Source organism: Daejeonella sp., from assembly GCF_030695525.1.
In the GTDB taxonomy this organism is placed as follows: domain Bacteria; phylum Bacteroidota; class Bacteroidia; order Sphingobacteriales; family Sphingobacteriaceae; genus Daejeonella.
Genome location: NZ_JAUYSS010000029.1, coordinates 38,121 through 54,259, shown reverse-complemented (window position 1 = coordinate 54,259; position 16,139 = coordinate 38,121). Strand labels below are relative to the sequence as shown.

Here is a 16,139-nt window from a genome sequence, read left to right as displayed (position 1 = left end):
TTCAAAGAATAAATAGTAAGATTTACACAGGAATATGTAATTTATATCGAAATTTGAGAAAAAAAAATGGCTGTTAAAAAATTACTGGTACTTACTAATACACAGATTAAGCAGAAGATCGATCGGATGGCCTATCAGATTCTGGAGGATAACCTGAATGAAAAGGAAATTGTTCTTGCAGGAATCATAGAACAAGGTTACATCATTGCCAAACGGTTGAAAAAAGTCATTGAATCTATTTCAGAAATTAAAGTTACCCTGATGAAGATTGATATTGACAAAGACAGTTCCCACCTTCAGGCCAGTTCGGATATCGATATCAATATGGTGAAAAATAAGGTTGTTATTCTGGTTGATGATGTACTAAACAGCGGTCGTACATTAGCTTACGGACTTGGAGTATTCATCGACATCCCCTTAAAAAAATTAAGAACACTGGTCCTGATCGACCGTAGTCACCGCAATTTTCCTATATCTTCTGATTTCACGGGTTTGGAAATGTCCACACTTGTCAAGGAGCATATTGAGGTGGTGATGAATGATAAATCAAAGGATGATGCGGTTTATTTGAGTTGAATTAGTCAATAATTCTGAATGCCCCCGTTTCTAAAATTCAGAATTCCTGTCAGGGGGCTATTCTTCTTTTTAAGATTATTGACGATCCTGTTTTAATAATCTCAAAAATGCTTGCATTTTTAGTTAAAAAAGGGTATATTATGTGTTTAGGGCATTGTTGTCCAACAATATCCTATATTTCAAATTCAGGTATTTTGAAAATTCAACAAAGCTGTAAGATGTGAATATTAAAAAAAATACGTTATGACAATTAAAGACCAGTTACAAAAATTAGCAGCCGAGAAAAACCAACCATGTGTAAGTATTTCGCTCAACACTCACCGTACTCATCCTGACAATGTCAAGGATGAAGTAATGCTGAAAAATCTTTTAAAAGAGGCCGAAGAAAGAGTAATTGCCGGTTTTGGAAAAAGACCCGTTGCCGCACTTTTAGAAAAAATTGAAGAGCTAGCTAAGGAAATAGATATAAACCATAACTTTGACAGTTTGCATATCTTTTTATCAAACCAAACTAAAGAAATAATAAAATCTTCCTGGAAAACAAGTAATGAAGGTGTGCAAATATCAAGCAGTTTCGCTTTACGTTCTATTATCAAATCGTATAATAGAAGTGAGAATTATTTACTGATGATGCTCTCACAAAGTGGTGTGCAATTGTATGAAGCTTTGAATGATGAACTTGTACAGGAAATAAGAACCGAAGAGTTTCCTTTTGCTGAAAACCCACATTATAACACACATTCCGGCAAAGGCAGTGACCCAAAATATTTAGACGATTTGGTTCGTGAATATTTAAATAAAGTAGACAAAGCACTTGTAAAAGTCCACAATGAAACAGAGCTAAATTGTCTCGTCATTTGTACTGGAGACAACTATAGCCGTTTGCAACAAGTAGCTGACAAGCCATCCATGTACATTGGTTATGCAGCTATTGATTATAACAATATAGCTAATCACCAACTCGTGAAACAGGCATGGGAGATCATAAAATCCCTGCAAACAGAACGAAGAAGCAAAGCAATTTCTGAAATCAAAGAAGCAATTGCTGGTGCTGCAGTTTTGACTGATTTACAAGAAATCTATCAGGCATCGATTGATGGTCGTGGTGATTTATTAATAGTTCATGAAGACTTTTCCCAGCCTGTAATAATGACAAGTGACAGAACTTTCGAATTGACAGATGACAGGGCTAATCAAGATGCTATTGAGGATATTACAAGCAAAATCGCATGGGAAGTATTAGCAAAGAAAGGCCGAGTGTTTTTTACATCTCAGGATGAAATAAAAGATTTGGGTGAAATAGTGTTAAAAACGAGATATTAAGCAAAGGATGCTAATATGGGTAGCTTTAGGGCTACCTCATTTTTGAACATGCCAATTTAAATCCCGTCTTTGGTGGTTTCTAATATTACCATCCTATAAGACATAAGGTATAAATGTCAGGGAGCCTAAATAAGTTCAGGCGTATAATTATCCTGCCTGCTTGTAGATGCCAAACGTTAAAAAATACCTGAATTGAAATTTTACTAGCCCAATTAATTTAAATCTTATCACATTATACCAATTATTGGTAACTTTAATAAAAAATAATAAATGATGAATAGAAACACCTCAATATCAATAGGAGACTATTTTGATGATTTTATTCAAAGCAGGATATCTTCCGGGCGATATAAAAATGTAAGTGAAGTAGTCAGAGCGGGATTAAGGCTTTTGGAAGAAGAAGAAAATAAGCTTTTTGCTCTTCGAACAGCCATTCAGGAAGGGATTGAGAGCGGCATTGCTGATGATTTCAATCCTGTATTACATTTAGAAAAAATGAAAACTGCCCTGAATCAAGTTAAGGTAGACAAACCGTAATGTCCGGTTATAGATTTACAAATAAAGCAGTTGAAGACCTAACTCAGATTTGGAATTATACCATTAATAAATGGTCTGAAAATCAAGCAGACATCTATTATAATATGCTTTTGGAGAATTGCCAGGAGCTTGCAAGAAAACCCAGTTTAGGCAAAGACTATTCAGAAATAACCCAAAACCTATTGGGTATCAAAGCCGGGAGACATATCATTTTTTACCGCAGGATTGAAGGCAATAAAATAGAAATCATACGGATTCTCCATGGACAAATGGATTTAAAGAACAGAATCAAAGAAAAATAAGCCTATACATTTGTTTGAATGTCTCTACCTAAACCTGAACCAAGATTAGGCTAAGAATTCCAGATTCATTTTACCCCAAATTCAAATAAAAAGATAAACGCTCGGCAGTAAGGTCACTGGCGCTAACCACATACTTAGCCTGATTATAAAATACTTCACGCTCCTGAAGCTTGCTGCTTATAAATTCGATGAGCTCAGCCCCTTTCAAATGGCGGATTAATGGACGATCGATTTTAGAATGCTCCAGGCGACTTGCCAGAGCCTTCGGCGACAGGGAAAGATAAGCCACCAACCCATTTTTATTCATCCATTCCATATTATCCCCAAAGCAGGGCGCTCCTCCACCAGTAGCGATAATAACATTCTCAGGAAATTCAGATTTTTGCAAAACATCACGCTCCAAAGCGCGGAATGCCCCTTCACCGTGAAGTTCAAAATAATTGACGATACTCAACCCTGCCTTAGATTCAATTAACTTATCGAGATCGATGAATTCATATTTTAAATAATTAGCTAGTTTTTTTCCAATGGTTGTCTTTCCACTACCCATAAATCCAATCAGGAATACCTTCATAAAATTTTTTCTCCTTTAATATTTGACCACAGAGCGAATAACATCTGTTAATGCATTGAGCTATTGATTGTTTATAAAATTGACCAGTTTTGATGTACTGATTTTTAATTTACACTAAAGTATTTTACTGACAGTTCATCAAAGAATGGCAGGTTTTGAAAATGCCATTTATTGACAACTGTCCCATTTTTCAATAATAATACACCGGGGTTAGCCCTAACCATGCTTTTCAACGGAATGGCGTCCGCATAGAACATCTCCATTACCAGTTTATTTTTTTTGCTGAAGGCCTCTGCATCGCGGGGGGAACCAGAGGTTAGAAATACGGTCCGGACGTTGAAATTCTCTGCTGCATTGATTGCAAGTGCATTCAAATTACCTATCCCGATCAAATTGGTCTTTGATAGGTCATAAGCCACGATCACCAGATTATAGAACGGGTTCTAGAGAAACTCAGCATTGTAATCAGTCCCTCCACTATCAGTAATTTTCAGGTCTTTAATCTTTACTTCAAAGCCCTTTTTAATCAGTTTACTCTCAGGATCTCCGGTAATTTCCCAATTCTTATCCTTCCAGATTCCTGAACTCAGATATTCTTTATCAGTTAATGATTTCGTCTCGCCTGTACTTTTATTCTCTAAAATATAGGTGATCTGATATACATCCTGTGGAGCTCCCGGAGGCATGATCATTAATGAGGGAATATTATTTCCGACTTTATAAGGTAAAAAATCAAGAATAGGCAGAAAACTATAGGTGTACAAACCAAATCCGAGTGAGAGCAGAACTACAAATCCTAAGATCCAGTTTTGAACTCTTTCACTGCTAATCAAAGGTATGATCTCAATGCGCTTTTTATAGATATACAGAATCATGATCAGCAACACAATATCCTTTGAGAAAGACTGCCAGGGAGTCAGTGGAATAGCATCGCCAAAGCAGCCACAGGATGTAACTACCTCAAAAAAGGCCGAGTAGAAGGTCAGAAAGGTAAAGAAAATGATGGTTAACAATAAGCCTGAAGCGACATTTCGGGAACGGATACCGAGCAGCAGCAGAGCCCCGAGAACAATTTCAATGGTACAAAGCAAAATTGCAAATACGGTTGCATAATCATTTAGAAAAGCAATGTGAAAAACTTCAAAATACTCCTGCAACTTATAGCCAAACCCAAGCGGATCATTCGCCTTGATCAGTCCTGAAAAGATAAAGAGCAATCCAACAATCGCTCTAAGCAAATGTAATAAGGCTTTCTTCATTGAAATAAAATTCAAGGTTTATAAATAAGGGAGGACCGAAATATAATCCACCCTATTGGAACCGGATTCTTAAATGCCGAGTTTGATTAATGCAAATACAGAATAATTAAGCATATCCTGATAATTGGCCCTGACCCCTTCCGATGCCAGAGTCTGTCCTGCATTATCTTCAATTTGCTTAACCCTGAGAATTTTCATTAATATAAGATCAGTCAATGAACTAATCCGCATATCCCGCCATGCCTCTCCGTAATCATGGTTCTTGGCAAACATAAGTTCTTTAGTCTCATTTACTCTTTTATCAAAATACATCTCCACTTCATCAAGCGGAAGTTCTGTTCTATCATCGTTTTCGAGATCCATCTGCATCATCGCAATGATACAATAATTAACTATTCCAATATACTCTGAAGTAATATTCTCTCCTACTTTCGAGACCTTCTTTTCTTCAAGAGTCCGGATTCGCTGAGCCTTGATAAAAATCTGGTCAGTTATGGATGATATCCTGAGAATACGCCATGCAGTTCCATAATCGCTACTTTTTTTTAGAAAAAGTTCTCTGCAAACTTTGATGACACTATCGTATTCTGCTGAAGTTTTATTAATCAAAGCCTTTATTTTTTATTTGTTAGAACCATGAATTAATCGGTATTTTGCCAGTACATGGCGGGTAAAAATACAGTTTTTCAGCAAAAATCTACTTTAAATGTTCGGGGTAGCCTCCTCGATCTATCAAAGCCCAAAATAATGGGCATCCTGAATCTTACACCAGATTCCTTTTATGATGGAGGCAAAAATAACCAGTTGAATGATGCCCTGAAAAAGACTGAACAAATATTATCGGAAGGTGCCGACCTGATAGATATTGGAGCTTATTCATCCAGACCGGGTGCAGATCATATCTCTGAAAAAACTGAATCAGAGCGTTTGATACCTGTATTAAGGGCTATTGTTAGCGAATTTCCGGATGCTATACTTTCAATTGATACCTTCAGATCTGAAATTGCCAGAACAGCGGTGAATGAAGGTGCTGCAATTATCAATGATATTTCAGCCGGGTCCATGGATCCCGGAATGTTTCAAACCATTACTGAACTCAATGTGCCTTACATCATGATGCACATGAAAGGAAACCCTCAAACAATGGCATCAGAGAATGATTATGAAGATATTACAACAGAAGTTTGTCAATACTTTGCCTCCAGAATCCAAAAATTAAAAAATTTGGGAGTCAATGATCTGATTGTTGATCCGGGTTTTGGTTTTGCGAAAAATCTGGAACAGAATTATGAACTTCTGGCTAATCTGGAACACTTAAAATCTGTCGGTCATCCGGTTCTTGCAGCACTTTCGCGCAAATCGATGATCTATAAACTGCTGGAGACCGATGCAGAACACGCCCTTAATGGCACAACTGCAGCTAATACGATCGCTCTGTTAAAAGGAGCCAACATTCTTCGTGTCCACGACGTTAAAGCAGCCATTGAAGCCCTCAAAATAGTTAACCAACTAAATATTCATCATAAATAAGGCAAATTTTATTCCTACCGATTTCTCAATACTCAATACTCTATACTCTATACTCTATACCAAGTACTAAACCAAATCGCAATTATTATTTACATTTATAGAATGGAAGGATTTGACTTTAGTTTCCTTAATCTGCGCTTTCTCGACCTGCTTGATATCGTTTTGGTAGCGCTTATTATTTATTATATCTACAACCTGATCAGGGGTACAATTGCGCTGAATATATTGCTCGGACTGGTAATAATTTATGCCGTTTACATTCTGGTCAAACAGGCGCAAATGCGATTACTCACTGAATTATTGGGGGCATTTGTAAGCGTTGGATTTATTGCATTAATTGTGGTATTCCAGCAGGAGATCAGGCGATTCCTTCTGCTCATTGGCAGAAATGCATCGCTACAGAAAAATAAAGCCTGGTGGTCCTTTCTTTTTGGCAGTAAAGAAATTGTTAAAAATAATTCTATACGGATTAAGCCAATCATCGATGCCTGTAAGAGTCTGCAGAAGAGCCGGACTGGTGCTTTAATTGTATTTGCTAAATACTTTGATGAACAATTTTACCAGAATAGCGGAGAAATTATTGAAGCAAAAGTTTCCCGGCGACTACTGGAAAGCATTTTCCAGAAAACAAGTCCGCTGCATGATGGAGCAGTAATTATCTCTGAAAACCGCATCAAATGCGCCAGCAGTATCTTACCGCTTACAGAAAACGATAAGCTGCCACCTCAGTTCGGACTCAGGCACAGGGCAGGAATAGGAATTACTGAAATGAGTGATGCTGTGGCTATAATTGTATCCGAAGAAACCGGAGAAATCTCCTATGCCAAACAAGGGAGAGTTAAAATGAATCTCAGTTTTTCGGAATTGGAAAAACTTCTGAATAAAGATTATTAAAATTTAAGACAAAAAAAATCCCGCATTGAATGCAGGATTTTGAATAATAATTAAAATCTCCTCAGCAAAAATGATCAAAAGCCTGTTGCAGATTATCCGCGATCATCTGTGCCGGCCTGCCTTCGATCTGGTGACGCTCAATCATATGAACCAGTTTACCATCTTTAAATAATGCAATTGCCGGAGAGGAAGGAGGGTAAGGCAACATAAATGCCCTTGCCGTGTCGACAGCATCTTTTTCCATTCCTGCAAAAACAGTTACAAATTTATCGGGGTGTTTTTCATGCTGTACAGAAATCCTTGCAGCAGGACGTGCATTAGCAGCAGCGCAACCGCAAACAGAATTGACCATAACCAATACCGTTCCATCTGATTTTATGGCTTGTTCAACTTCCTCAGCAGTTCTCAGATCCTGAAAACCTGCATTTACAAGTTCCTGACGCATTGGAGCAACTAAATATTCTGGATACATATCTTAAATTTATTAATCAGTAAAAATTGAATTATATACAAAGTTAATTATTTCTAAATGATATGATGTGTTTTGAAATCGTTTGACGTTTAGATTACTAAGGGAGTTGTAAGTTATTGGTTGTAGGTTATAAGTAACAAAAGTACGGTTTACTGTCTCGAGATCAATCCATAAAGCCTAAATAAATAAACCGGATCGAAGCGGCAGCTTTTGGCTTCTAAAAACTCGAATAATTAACCCCATTTTATAGCCAAAACTATAGCAGAGAGCCGGACTATCTTATCCCAGGAACCACAAAATTTGCTTTCATTAAACATATCTTTACTAAAATCATCTTCAAAAATATTAAAACCGGTCACCGAAGCTTCTAACCAATGCCTCTTACCTTATTCACCTCCAAACCTTTTGAATTGACCAAAGTATAATTACCTTTGCAAACAATTTTCTTATTTACTTTTAAGAAAATAATAATTATCCATTTATCGTGCGGTAATACGCATTTAAACAAAAAACTATGTCATCAGTAGAGACGAATTATGTTCCTTACAAAGTTAAGGACATTTCATTAGCAGAATGGGGCCGTAAAGAGATCGGTCTTGCTGAAGCAGAAATGCCGGGATTAATGGCACTTCGCGAGGAATTTGGTGCATCAAAACCTCTTAAAGGTGCACGTATTGCAGGATGTTTACACATGACCATCCAGACAGCTGTTTTAATTGAAACTCTTGTTGAATTAGGAGCTGAAGTTACCTGGTCATCATGTAATATTTTCTCAACCCAGGATCATGCTGCTGCCGCAATTGCTGCTGCAGGAATTCAGGTTTATGCCTGGAAAGGTCTGAATGAGGAAGAATTTGACTGGTGTATTGAGCAAACCTTACATTTCGGTCCGGATCGCAAACCATTAAACATGATTCTTGATGATGGTGGCGATTTAACAAACATGGTATTTGACAGGTTCCCAGAACTGATTGCAGGTATCAAGGGTCTTTCTGAAGAAACTACTACCGGGGTTCACCGCTTGTATGAGCGTATGAAAAACGGAACATTGCACTTGCCTGCAATCAATGTAAATGATTCAGTTACCAAATCTAAATTTGACAATAAATACGGTTGCCGTGAGTCATTGGTTGATGCGATCCGCCGTGCCACTGATGTGATGATGGCTGGTAAAGTTGCTGTTGTTTGTGGCTATGGTGATGTTGGTAAAGGTTCTGCAGTTTCATTAAGCTCTCAGGGAGTTCGTGTAATTGTAACTGAAATTGACCCTATCTGTGCGTTACAGGCAGCAATGGAGGGTTATGAAGTAAAGAAATTAGCTACCGCAATTAAAGAAGCAGATATTGTGGTAACTACTACCGGTAACTGTGACATCGTTCGTGGCGAGCATTTCCTGGCTTTAAAAGACAAAGCCATCGTTTGTAATATCGGTCACTTCGATAATGAGATCGATATGGCATGGTTAAATGAAAACTATGGTCATACTAAAGTTGAGATCAAACCACAGGTTGATAAATATACCCTTAATGGTAAAGATGTGATTGTACTTGCTGAAGGCCGTTTAGTGAATTTAGGTTGTGCAACTGGTCACCCTTCATTCGTTATGTCCAATTCATTTACTAATCAGACTTTAGCTCAATTAGAGCTTTGGACAAACACTGATAAGTATGAGAACAAGGTTTACGTTCTTCCTAAATATCTGGATGAGAAAGTTGCCCGTTTACATCTTGCAAAGATTGGTGTTGAACTTGAAACATTAGATCAGCATCAGGCTGATTATATTGGTGTTCCTGTTGAAGGTCCTTTCAAGGCGGATACTTACAGATACTAAATAGTTGATAATTGACAGTTGATAGTTGATAATTATCTGTTAGCAGGTAACTATTAAAGAAAACTTTCTAACAAATTTTATAAAAATGCTTGCTCCAGGGTAAGCATTTTTTTTGCCCCGATATTTTCAAGGGAACTTTAACTAACCCTGTGAAACTTCAATACCTTAAGCATCTGCCTGATTGTGACACTTTTGCAATGAGAGAGATGCACAAATTCAAATGGAGCATTAATATTGAAATCTGATTCCGGTAAAGTGTTAAAAAGTCCGGAACATTCAATTTTCCCTTCTGAATTGTATCTGTTAATTCTATAATCCCTTCCTTCAATTTCAATAGAAAACCATGAACCTGCCCCTTCCCCGGCAAGCCATTGGCTATTTTCAGGGATACTTTCTGTCTTTGCTGGAGCGCTGAGTGTAGTATAGAGGTGCTGCTTGGTTTTCATAAAATCTCCCCATATCGATCAATGGTCTTGAATTAAAGCAATTTTATTCCTCAAACTTTTCACATTGCCAATGGGACTGGGTGAAATGGTTATAGGAACAAATAATTTTAGCTTGTCAAAAATTGGAGGGTCTCCGGACAAAACGATAGTCCGCACAAAACGCGAACAATTTGTCCCCTGAATAACAAATGGGCCGTACTTCAACGGACTCATATCCTGCATTTTTTTTGCAAGGGAAAAAGCTTTTTGAAAATTAATTCTTGTATAGGATGCATGAAGAGTTCCGCTGCCATGACAAGCTTTATTTTCAGTAAGTTCAAGTAAAATTTCTTTGAAATTCTGCAATTCATTACTCGAATTTGAAACCAGAGCCTTTGAATGAATCTGCAGATCATGGTCAGTTTCGCTATCTCTGACCCTGCCATGTCCAAATGGAGCATGGTATCTGCCAAAATCAAAATAATAGCAATTCCCTGTTTGTATCTCTACCAGTACAACTGCTGCATGGCCTACTTTGTAATAATTGTTTTTACTAAACCCCAAAGTATTCATCAAGGAATCATACCATGCGCCGGCTTGTTTACACAAGGTTTCCGGCCATGCAATACTTATTGCAAAACCTGTATGCATTTAAGATCAGTTAAATCAATACTTGTCAGACTATTATCCCCTAAGTCATGATAATTGAATGTTTCAGTTTTGTCAATTATCCTGAATTGAGAAATGCTTAAGGTTTGAAGATCGTTTTCTCTTTTCATTAATATATTAACCCTGCTGATATCATTATGGTTTGCAGTATGAAAATCCAGAATATTTGAATCCTCAAATTCAATGTTTTTACTAAGCCAGTTCTTAAACCAGGCTTTTCGCAGGTCCCTGTCGGCAACAGAATAAAGAGTAACCGATGACCAGATAGCCGGCACATTCTGATCAATTCTTTGAATATACTTTTTTTCGCCATCCCAAACCATTTGATTAAATTCAGGTTCATTAGAGTAATCAAGGAGCAGAAGTGTGAAAGGCTCAACATTATCCAGATTGGTTTCGGCCATGAATTCAGAATGGGAGCTAAAGTCGAAACTATCCAATAAAACACGGCCCCTGCTTTTGGAATATACAGTTTGTTTAATATGGCTTTGATAGGCCCCATTTAGCAGACAGGCAATTTGCTTTTTGTTATTTGCCGCAATCCAGGTCCCTCCGGCCACTATATCTTTGGGATAAACCATAGTGTTGTTTCGCGTTGTATAAATTTGCGGTTTTAGTGTGGCACGTAATGTCACTTCATCCCTGCTGGATGTAAGAACAAAACCATTATTAAGCGGTATGTAGCTTACTGTGCACATTGCTGCTTATGTCTGATCGTTGCAGGTGCAACCCCAAAACCTTCATTAATTAAATGATCCATTTTCTGCTCGATCAAACCAATTTTAATTAATGCCTGGTGGTGAATACTATGTTCAAGACAATAGGCCAACTCACGATCTATTGATGTTCTTATAGTTTTTAAAGTTTCACCTTCTGTAGAAAAGTTGCCAACTAAATTAATCTCCTGATAAGTGCTGAGACATTCGATATCATCACATATCTTATCAATACAGGAAATCGCAAGTACTGGATTATGCTCCAATTCAATGTTTCTTTCTCTGCTATCGTAATTGACCAATCCACGACTTACACCATTGATTATACACAAATAAAACTCCAAAATATGACGTACATGCTGACCAATTGTTGTATCAGATAATAATTGTGATTTATACTGGTACTTTTCCTCTTCCAGAGAGGCAATCAAGTTCTTTATTTGCTCTAAGTTTTCCTTGCAGTAGCTAATCATATTACGGGTGTTAGATAATTCTATCCGGAAATTTTGTTCTTTACTAAGATTAGTATACTATATACGGTATATACTTCATTTTTGATTGACAAGATAGATATTATCTCATTTTTACGGCTCTTTGATTCATTTTATATACTTTTTCACCAAGTTCTGTAAAGCTTTTAGCATTGAAAAATCCATCTGTTCTATAAATTACCTTACCGTCTGGGTTGATGAATAAAAAGCTTGGATATCCCCGAATCTGATACTTTAGCGCCAGGTCCGGACCATCCCCCTTTTCGGCATTCAGAGAAATGTTAATAAATGAAGGATTATACTGATCAGCAACTGCCTTACTTCTGAATGTGGTCATTTTAAGCTTAATACATGGTCCACACCAGGAGGTGTTTAAATATAAAAAGATGAGTTTTTTTTCCTTTTTAGCCAGTTGAAGGGCTTCAGAAAATGTATTTTTCCGAAACTTGAGCCCGGTGGATGATTCAGACGTTAAATCTGCTTTGACAAGCTCAAAAGCCGCTAAAAATAAAAATATTATTAAGGCCTTTTTCATAGTTGAACGCTATTAAAGCAATATTAACCCAATTTAAATGCATTATAGCATAATATACGTTTACAACACAATTAGTGTTTTGCCCATAAATAATTATTCCCCGGGCCCTCTCCTGCCAAAATGGACTGTAAATTCTGAACCTTCACCTACTTTACTTTGAATGCTAATCTGCGCCCCATTTTCATCGGCAAACTTTTTAACAAGCAAAAGTCCAATTCCTATCCCCTTCTCATTCTTTGTACCGTAAGTACTAATCTCCTTACCGGCCAGGTTGAATAATTTACTGATCTTCCCGGCAGAAATTCCGATACCTGAATCCGTAATGTGAATTGCTATTCGATCGGCATCTGCACTATAGAAAATAGATATTTTACCATCTTGCGGGGTGAATTTTATTGCATTGGCAATCAGATTCTGAATAATAATCCTGACATGGTCGGGATCTGCAAAGACATTTGTATCCGGCACACGAACATGCTTAAGTTCAATATTCTTTTCTTTTAAAAGAGTATCATAGATACTTAGTATTTCATCTGCCTGCCTGCCAAGATCGATGTTCACCGGCCTGGCCTTGATACCAAATTGCTGACTGCTTGCCCATGTTACCAGGTTATCCAGCATGTCGGATGTTTCCCTCAACTTTTCATAGAAACCATCCAGAAAGAATTTTAGCTCAGTATCCGACATACCGCCTTCCCTCATCATCTCCATGGCCTTAATGATAGATCCAAAGGGTGCCCGCAAATCATGTCCGATAATTGAGAATAACTGATCCTTAGTCTGATTTAAATTCTCCAATTGAACATTTTGCTTAAGAATCAATTGATTTTGCTCTTCTACTGCCTGAGATTTAAGTTTTAAATCATGATTCAATTTATTTTTTTGCCGGGAAACCCTGAAAATCAAAATCGTCTTAATCAGGAGAAAAAAAGCCAGTGCTGCAATTACGATGGTCACCTTCCTGATAAACTTCAATTGCTCCCTGTTTTGTTCATTCAGCTTTTGCAATTGAATATTTTCTGCTTGTTTTAGCTGAAGATTAAGGCGATTAATTTCCTTTTCTTTCGCTTCATTAAACAAGCTGTCACTATATATCCTTTCAAGTTCAAGGTATTTAAAAGCATTACTATAATCGTTCTGTTTCTGATGAGCAGAATAAAGAATTTTAAGTGCGCGTGAAATGTCATATTTCGCATTCACCTCTCTGGCATAAAGCAATGCTTTCTCTGCATTTTCAATGGCATCTGCAGAGAGTCCTCTCTCAAGCTGTATGCGTGCAATTCCTGAGTAAGCTAAACTATATTCCCAGCTATTTTCATATTCAGGTTTACTAAGGACTAAACGATAATGCTCCAGAGCTTTTTCATATTTTTTAAGGGAATAGTATGTCTCGGCCATTCGGTTCAGTAACATTGCAGAATAGCTATTCAGACTGTACTTATTACAGTGTTCAAGGCCAATACCAAGATATTTCAGAGCTATATCCGGGCGATTGTTTTCAGTATAGGCAAGACCCAGATTTATGTATACAGAAGCCTGAAGTTTCACATTATTTACTTCAGTAGCCAGTTTTAATGCCCTTAAAAAATCCTGTATAGCCTCTGCACTTTTATTCTGGGTTAGATGAATCAAGCCAATACTGTTCAATGCATAAGCTAGTCCGAGCCTGTCATTAATCTTCTCGCTGGCACTTTTCGCGGAGATAGCATGTTTAAGAGACAGATCATAAGAACCTTTAACATAATATGCTTTGGCCATATTGCCTATCGCCCTTGTTTCCCCTAAAGGATATTTTATTCTTCGTGCAAGCTGAATGGATTTGCTGGCGAAATAGATCATACTATCTGGCTTAACAAGCATGTATTCCGCTGATATTGAATTCAATAGATTGACTAACCCGGTATCATGAGGTGCCGGATAGTTCATAATCCTTGCTCTTAATATCCCTGTTGATGATTCCTGAGAGAATCCCGTGGACATAAAAGCCAGTTTAAATACCAGGAAGCAGAGTAAGCGGTTATTCATAGGAATTTCGTAAAACTATAAAAAATTGCTTCATTAGTTCCATGTGCTTTTTTCATTTTTTAAAGAAAATAATCTGGGCACTTCACTTACCTTTACATTATGGCTAAACTCTCTGTTAACATCAATAAAATAGCTACACTTCGTAATTCAAGAGGTGGCAATAACCCTGATCTGATTAAAGTTGCACTGGATGCCGAACGATTCGGTGCAGAGGGAATTACCGTACATCCCCGACCGGATGAAAGGCATATCCGCTATCAGGATGTGTTCGACCTGAAAAAGGTGATTCAAACCGAGTTTAATATTGAGGGTAATCCCAAAGAACAAAAATTCGTTGAGTTGGTTTTAGCCAATAAGCCGGCGCAGGTTACATTGGTGCCTGATGCTGAGGGTCAGTTAACATCCAATCATGGTTGGGATACGATTAAACATCAGGGCTATTTGAAAGATATTATTGCTGAGTTTAAATCCGAAGGCATTCGTGTTTCCATTTTTGTTGATCCGGCTGAAGAAATGATTGAAGCTGCAAAGCACACAGCAACTGACCGTATTGAACTTTACACCGAAGCATATGCCAGCAATTATCATGCTGACAAGGAATCTGCAATTAAACCCTATATCGCAGCTGCCCATCTTGCAAACAAATTAGGCTTGGGTATTAATGCAGGCCATGATCTTGATTTGCATAATTTAAATTACTTTTCTAAAAATATTCCCGGATTGCTCGAAGTAAGTATAGGGCATGCACTTATTTGCGACTCTCTGTATTTAGGATTGGAAAATACAATCCAGATGTACCTGAGGGAGCTAAAAAATATTTAATTTCATAATCGATATTATTCCTTTCTATGATTCAAACACTGGACATTAATAAATTTCTGAAAATGTCTGAAACTGTCCAGGTGATTGATGTCAGAACTCCGCTTGAGTATGAACATGCCCATATTCCCTGTGCACATAATCTTCCAATTTTCTCAAATGAAGAGCGGGTAAAAGTTGGAACAACTTATAAACAAAAAGGCCGGGAAAAAGCAATTTTACTCGGATTTGACCTGACAGGACCAAAATGGTCCGGTTTTATAAAAGAGGCTCTCAGGATTGCCCCCGAAAAAAAAATACTGGTTCATTGCTGGCGCGGAGGGATGCGAAGTGGCGCAATGGCCTGGGCATTAAACCTTTATGGCTTTGAAGTTTTTCTTTTGGAAGGCGGTTACAAGAGGTACCGTAACTGGGTGCTGGATCAATTTAAAGAAACTTATTCCATACTTATTTTGGGTGGGATGACTGGATCAGGGAAAACAAAGACTCTCAATAAGCTCAAAGAGCTATCACAGCAGGTTATTGACCTCGAAGATCTTGCGCAACATCAGGGATCTTCCTTTGGGTCTATGGGCAAGTTCATTCAGCCCGGTCAGGAACAATTCGAAAATTTACTCGCCAGAAAATTGAATAAAATAGATAAAAGCATTCCGCTTTGGGTGGAGGATGAAAGTTTATCAATAGGGAGATGCTTTATTCCAAACCCCATATTCCAGCAGATGCGCCAGGCTCCGGTTATGAAGCTTTTAGTTCCTTTTCAGGAAAGAGTCAATTTTCTTGTAAAGGAATACGGAGTGCTTGATAAAGAGTTTCTGATTGAAAGTACCTTAAGAATCGGAAAAAGAATAGGCCCTGAACAAACCCGGGATGCGATCCTGGCTATCAGGGAAAACCGAATGGATGATTTCATAAAAATTGTGCTGGTTTATTATGATAAAACCTATGCCAATGGCCAGGGAAAAAGGGAAAAAGAAAGCATCCATATCATTCAATGCAGCAGTACAGATGCAGAAGAAAACTGCAAACTACTATTGAATCACATTAAATCAAAACGAATTATTAATGCAGCCATTCAGTCTCAATTTTAAGAAATAACATTATACTTAAATTAGTTCTCCTGTCTCAATACTCATATCTCAATACTCACATCTCAATACTCAA

General features: G+C 37.6%; 18 protein-coding genes and 1 pseudogene. 9 read left to right on the top strand and 10 right to left on the bottom strand.

What is annotated here, in order from left to right:
* Positions 1-66 precede the first annotated feature (66 nt).
* The 4 genes from Q8S11_RS06705 (at position 67) to Q8S11_RS06690 (ending at position 2,738) form a co-directional block, all read left to right on the top strand.
* Positions 67-576, top strand: a complete 510-nt coding sequence (locus Q8S11_RS06705) for a phosphoribosyltransferase family protein (RefSeq protein WP_305661310.1) — start codon at positions 67-69, stop codon at positions 574-576.
* A 243-nt stretch (positions 577-819) separates the two neighbouring features.
* Complete coding sequence (locus Q8S11_RS06700) at positions 820-1,899, top strand: hypothetical protein (protein WP_305661309.1); 1,080 nt, start codon at positions 820-822, stop codon at positions 1,897-1,899.
* Positions 1,900-2,169: 270 nt separating this feature from the next.
* A complete protein-coding gene (locus Q8S11_RS06695) occupies positions 2,170-2,436 on the top strand; it encodes a type II toxin-antitoxin system ParD family antitoxin (RefSeq protein WP_305661308.1) in 267 nt (88 codons plus the stop codon).
* Positions 2,436-2,738, top strand: coding sequence for a type II toxin-antitoxin system RelE/ParE family toxin (locus tag Q8S11_RS06690; protein ID WP_305661307.1), 303 nt, complete (start codon positions 2,436-2,438; stop codon positions 2,736-2,738). Before Q8S11_RS06695 ends, Q8S11_RS06690 begins: the two co-directional genes overlap by 1 nt.
* Before the next feature lie 70 nt (positions 2,739-2,808).
* Here the strand turns inward: Q8S11_RS06690 and Q8S11_RS06685 are convergent, their stop codons facing one another.
* The 4 genes from Q8S11_RS06685 to Q8S11_RS06675 all read right to left on the bottom strand — a co-directional run bounded on the left by Q8S11_RS06685 (position 2,809) and on the right by Q8S11_RS06675 (position 5,180).
* Positions 2,809-3,312 carry a shikimate kinase gene (locus Q8S11_RS06685; RefSeq protein WP_305661306.1) on the bottom strand — a complete coding sequence of 168 codons (504 nt, stop codon included), beginning with the start codon at positions 3,310-3,312 and terminating at the stop codon, positions 2,809-2,811.
* Between the two features lie 104 nt (positions 3,313-3,416).
* Entirely contained in the window at positions 3,417-3,731 is a 315-nt protein-coding gene (locus Q8S11_RS17815) for a hypothetical protein (protein WP_371135133.1), read from the bottom strand.
* A 24-nt stretch (positions 3,732-3,755) separates the two neighbouring features.
* Positions 3,756-4,571, bottom strand: coding sequence for a BT_3928 family protein (locus Q8S11_RS06680; protein ID WP_371135132.1), 816 nt, complete (start codon positions 4,569-4,571; stop codon positions 3,756-3,758).
* A 69-nt stretch (positions 4,572-4,640) separates the two neighbouring features.
* On the bottom strand, positions 4,641-5,180 hold the full coding sequence (locus tag Q8S11_RS06675) for a DUF1599 domain-containing protein (RefSeq protein WP_305661305.1): 540 nt from the start codon (positions 5,178-5,180) through the stop codon (positions 4,641-4,643).
* Between the two features lie 54 nt (positions 5,181-5,234).
* Here Q8S11_RS06675 and folP point away from each other — a divergent pair, with 54 nt between their 5' ends.
* Entirely contained in the window at positions 5,235-6,101 is an 867-nt protein-coding gene (folP, locus tag Q8S11_RS06670; protein WP_305661304.1) for a dihydropteroate synthase, read from the top strand.
* 102 nt (positions 6,102-6,203) lie between these two features.
* Positions 6,204-6,995 carry a diadenylate cyclase CdaA gene (cdaA, locus tag Q8S11_RS06665; RefSeq protein ID WP_305661303.1) on the top strand — a complete coding sequence of 264 codons (792 nt, stop codon included), beginning with the start codon at positions 6,204-6,206 and terminating at the stop codon, positions 6,993-6,995.
* 61 nt (positions 6,996-7,056) lie between these two features.
* Here cdaA and Q8S11_RS06660 read toward each other — a convergent pair whose 3' ends face one another.
* Complete coding sequence (locus Q8S11_RS06660) at positions 7,057-7,467, bottom strand: BrxA/BrxB family bacilliredoxin (protein ID WP_305661302.1); 411 nt, start codon at positions 7,465-7,467, stop codon at positions 7,057-7,059.
* Positions 7,468-7,981: 514 nt separating this feature from the next.
* Between Q8S11_RS06660 and ahcY the strand changes: the two genes are divergently transcribed.
* Positions 7,982-9,298, top strand: coding sequence for an adenosylhomocysteinase (gene ahcY / locus Q8S11_RS06655; RefSeq protein ID WP_305661301.1), 1,317 nt, complete (start codon positions 7,982-7,984; stop codon positions 9,296-9,298).
* 137 nt (positions 9,299-9,435) lie between these two features.
* Here the strand turns inward: ahcY and Q8S11_RS06645 are convergent.
* The 5 genes and pseudogenes from Q8S11_RS06645 to Q8S11_RS06625 all read right to left on the bottom strand — a co-directional run bounded on the left by Q8S11_RS06645 (position 9,436) and on the right by Q8S11_RS06625 (position 14,159).
* A pseudogene (locus Q8S11_RS06645) lies at positions 9,436-10,374 on the bottom strand (DUF6695 family protein).
* Entirely contained in the window at positions 10,353-11,090 is a 738-nt protein-coding gene (locus tag Q8S11_RS06640) for an NRDE family protein (protein WP_305661298.1), read from the bottom strand. Before Q8S11_RS06640 ends, Q8S11_RS06645 begins: the two are co-directional and overlap by 22 nt.
* On the bottom strand, positions 11,078-11,581 hold the full coding sequence (locus Q8S11_RS06635; RefSeq protein WP_305661297.1) for a hypothetical protein: 504 nt from the start codon (positions 11,579-11,581) through the stop codon (positions 11,078-11,080). The genes Q8S11_RS06640 and Q8S11_RS06635 overlap by 13 nt, the downstream gene beginning before the upstream one ends.
* Positions 11,582-11,681: 100 nt before the next feature.
* Positions 11,682-12,134: a thioredoxin fold domain-containing protein gene (locus Q8S11_RS06630; RefSeq protein ID WP_305661296.1), complete on the bottom strand. Its 453-nt coding sequence runs from the start codon at positions 12,132-12,134 to the stop codon at positions 11,682-11,684.
* 93 nt (positions 12,135-12,227) lie between these two features.
* The gene (locus Q8S11_RS06625; RefSeq protein ID WP_305661295.1) at positions 12,228-14,159 is read right to left on the bottom strand and encodes an ATP-binding protein; all 1,932 of its coding nucleotides are present in this window, start codon (positions 14,157-14,159) and stop codon (positions 12,228-12,230) included.
* A gap of 99 nt (positions 14,160-14,258) precedes the next feature.
* On the opposite strand from Q8S11_RS06625, the gene Q8S11_RS06620 reads away from it, so the two are divergent.
* Both Q8S11_RS06620 and mnmH read left to right on the top strand, forming a co-directional pair.
* Positions 14,259-14,981 carry a pyridoxine 5'-phosphate synthase gene (locus Q8S11_RS06620; RefSeq protein WP_305661294.1) on the top strand — a complete coding sequence of 241 codons (723 nt, stop codon included), beginning with the start codon at positions 14,259-14,261 and terminating at the stop codon, positions 14,979-14,981.
* A 62-nt stretch (positions 14,982-15,043) separates the two neighbouring features.
* On the top strand, positions 15,044-16,066 hold the full coding sequence (gene mnmH / locus Q8S11_RS06615; protein WP_305661293.1) for a tRNA 2-selenouridine(34) synthase MnmH: 1,023 nt from the start codon (positions 15,044-15,046) through the stop codon (positions 16,064-16,066).
* Positions 16,067-16,139 lie beyond the last annotated feature (73 nt).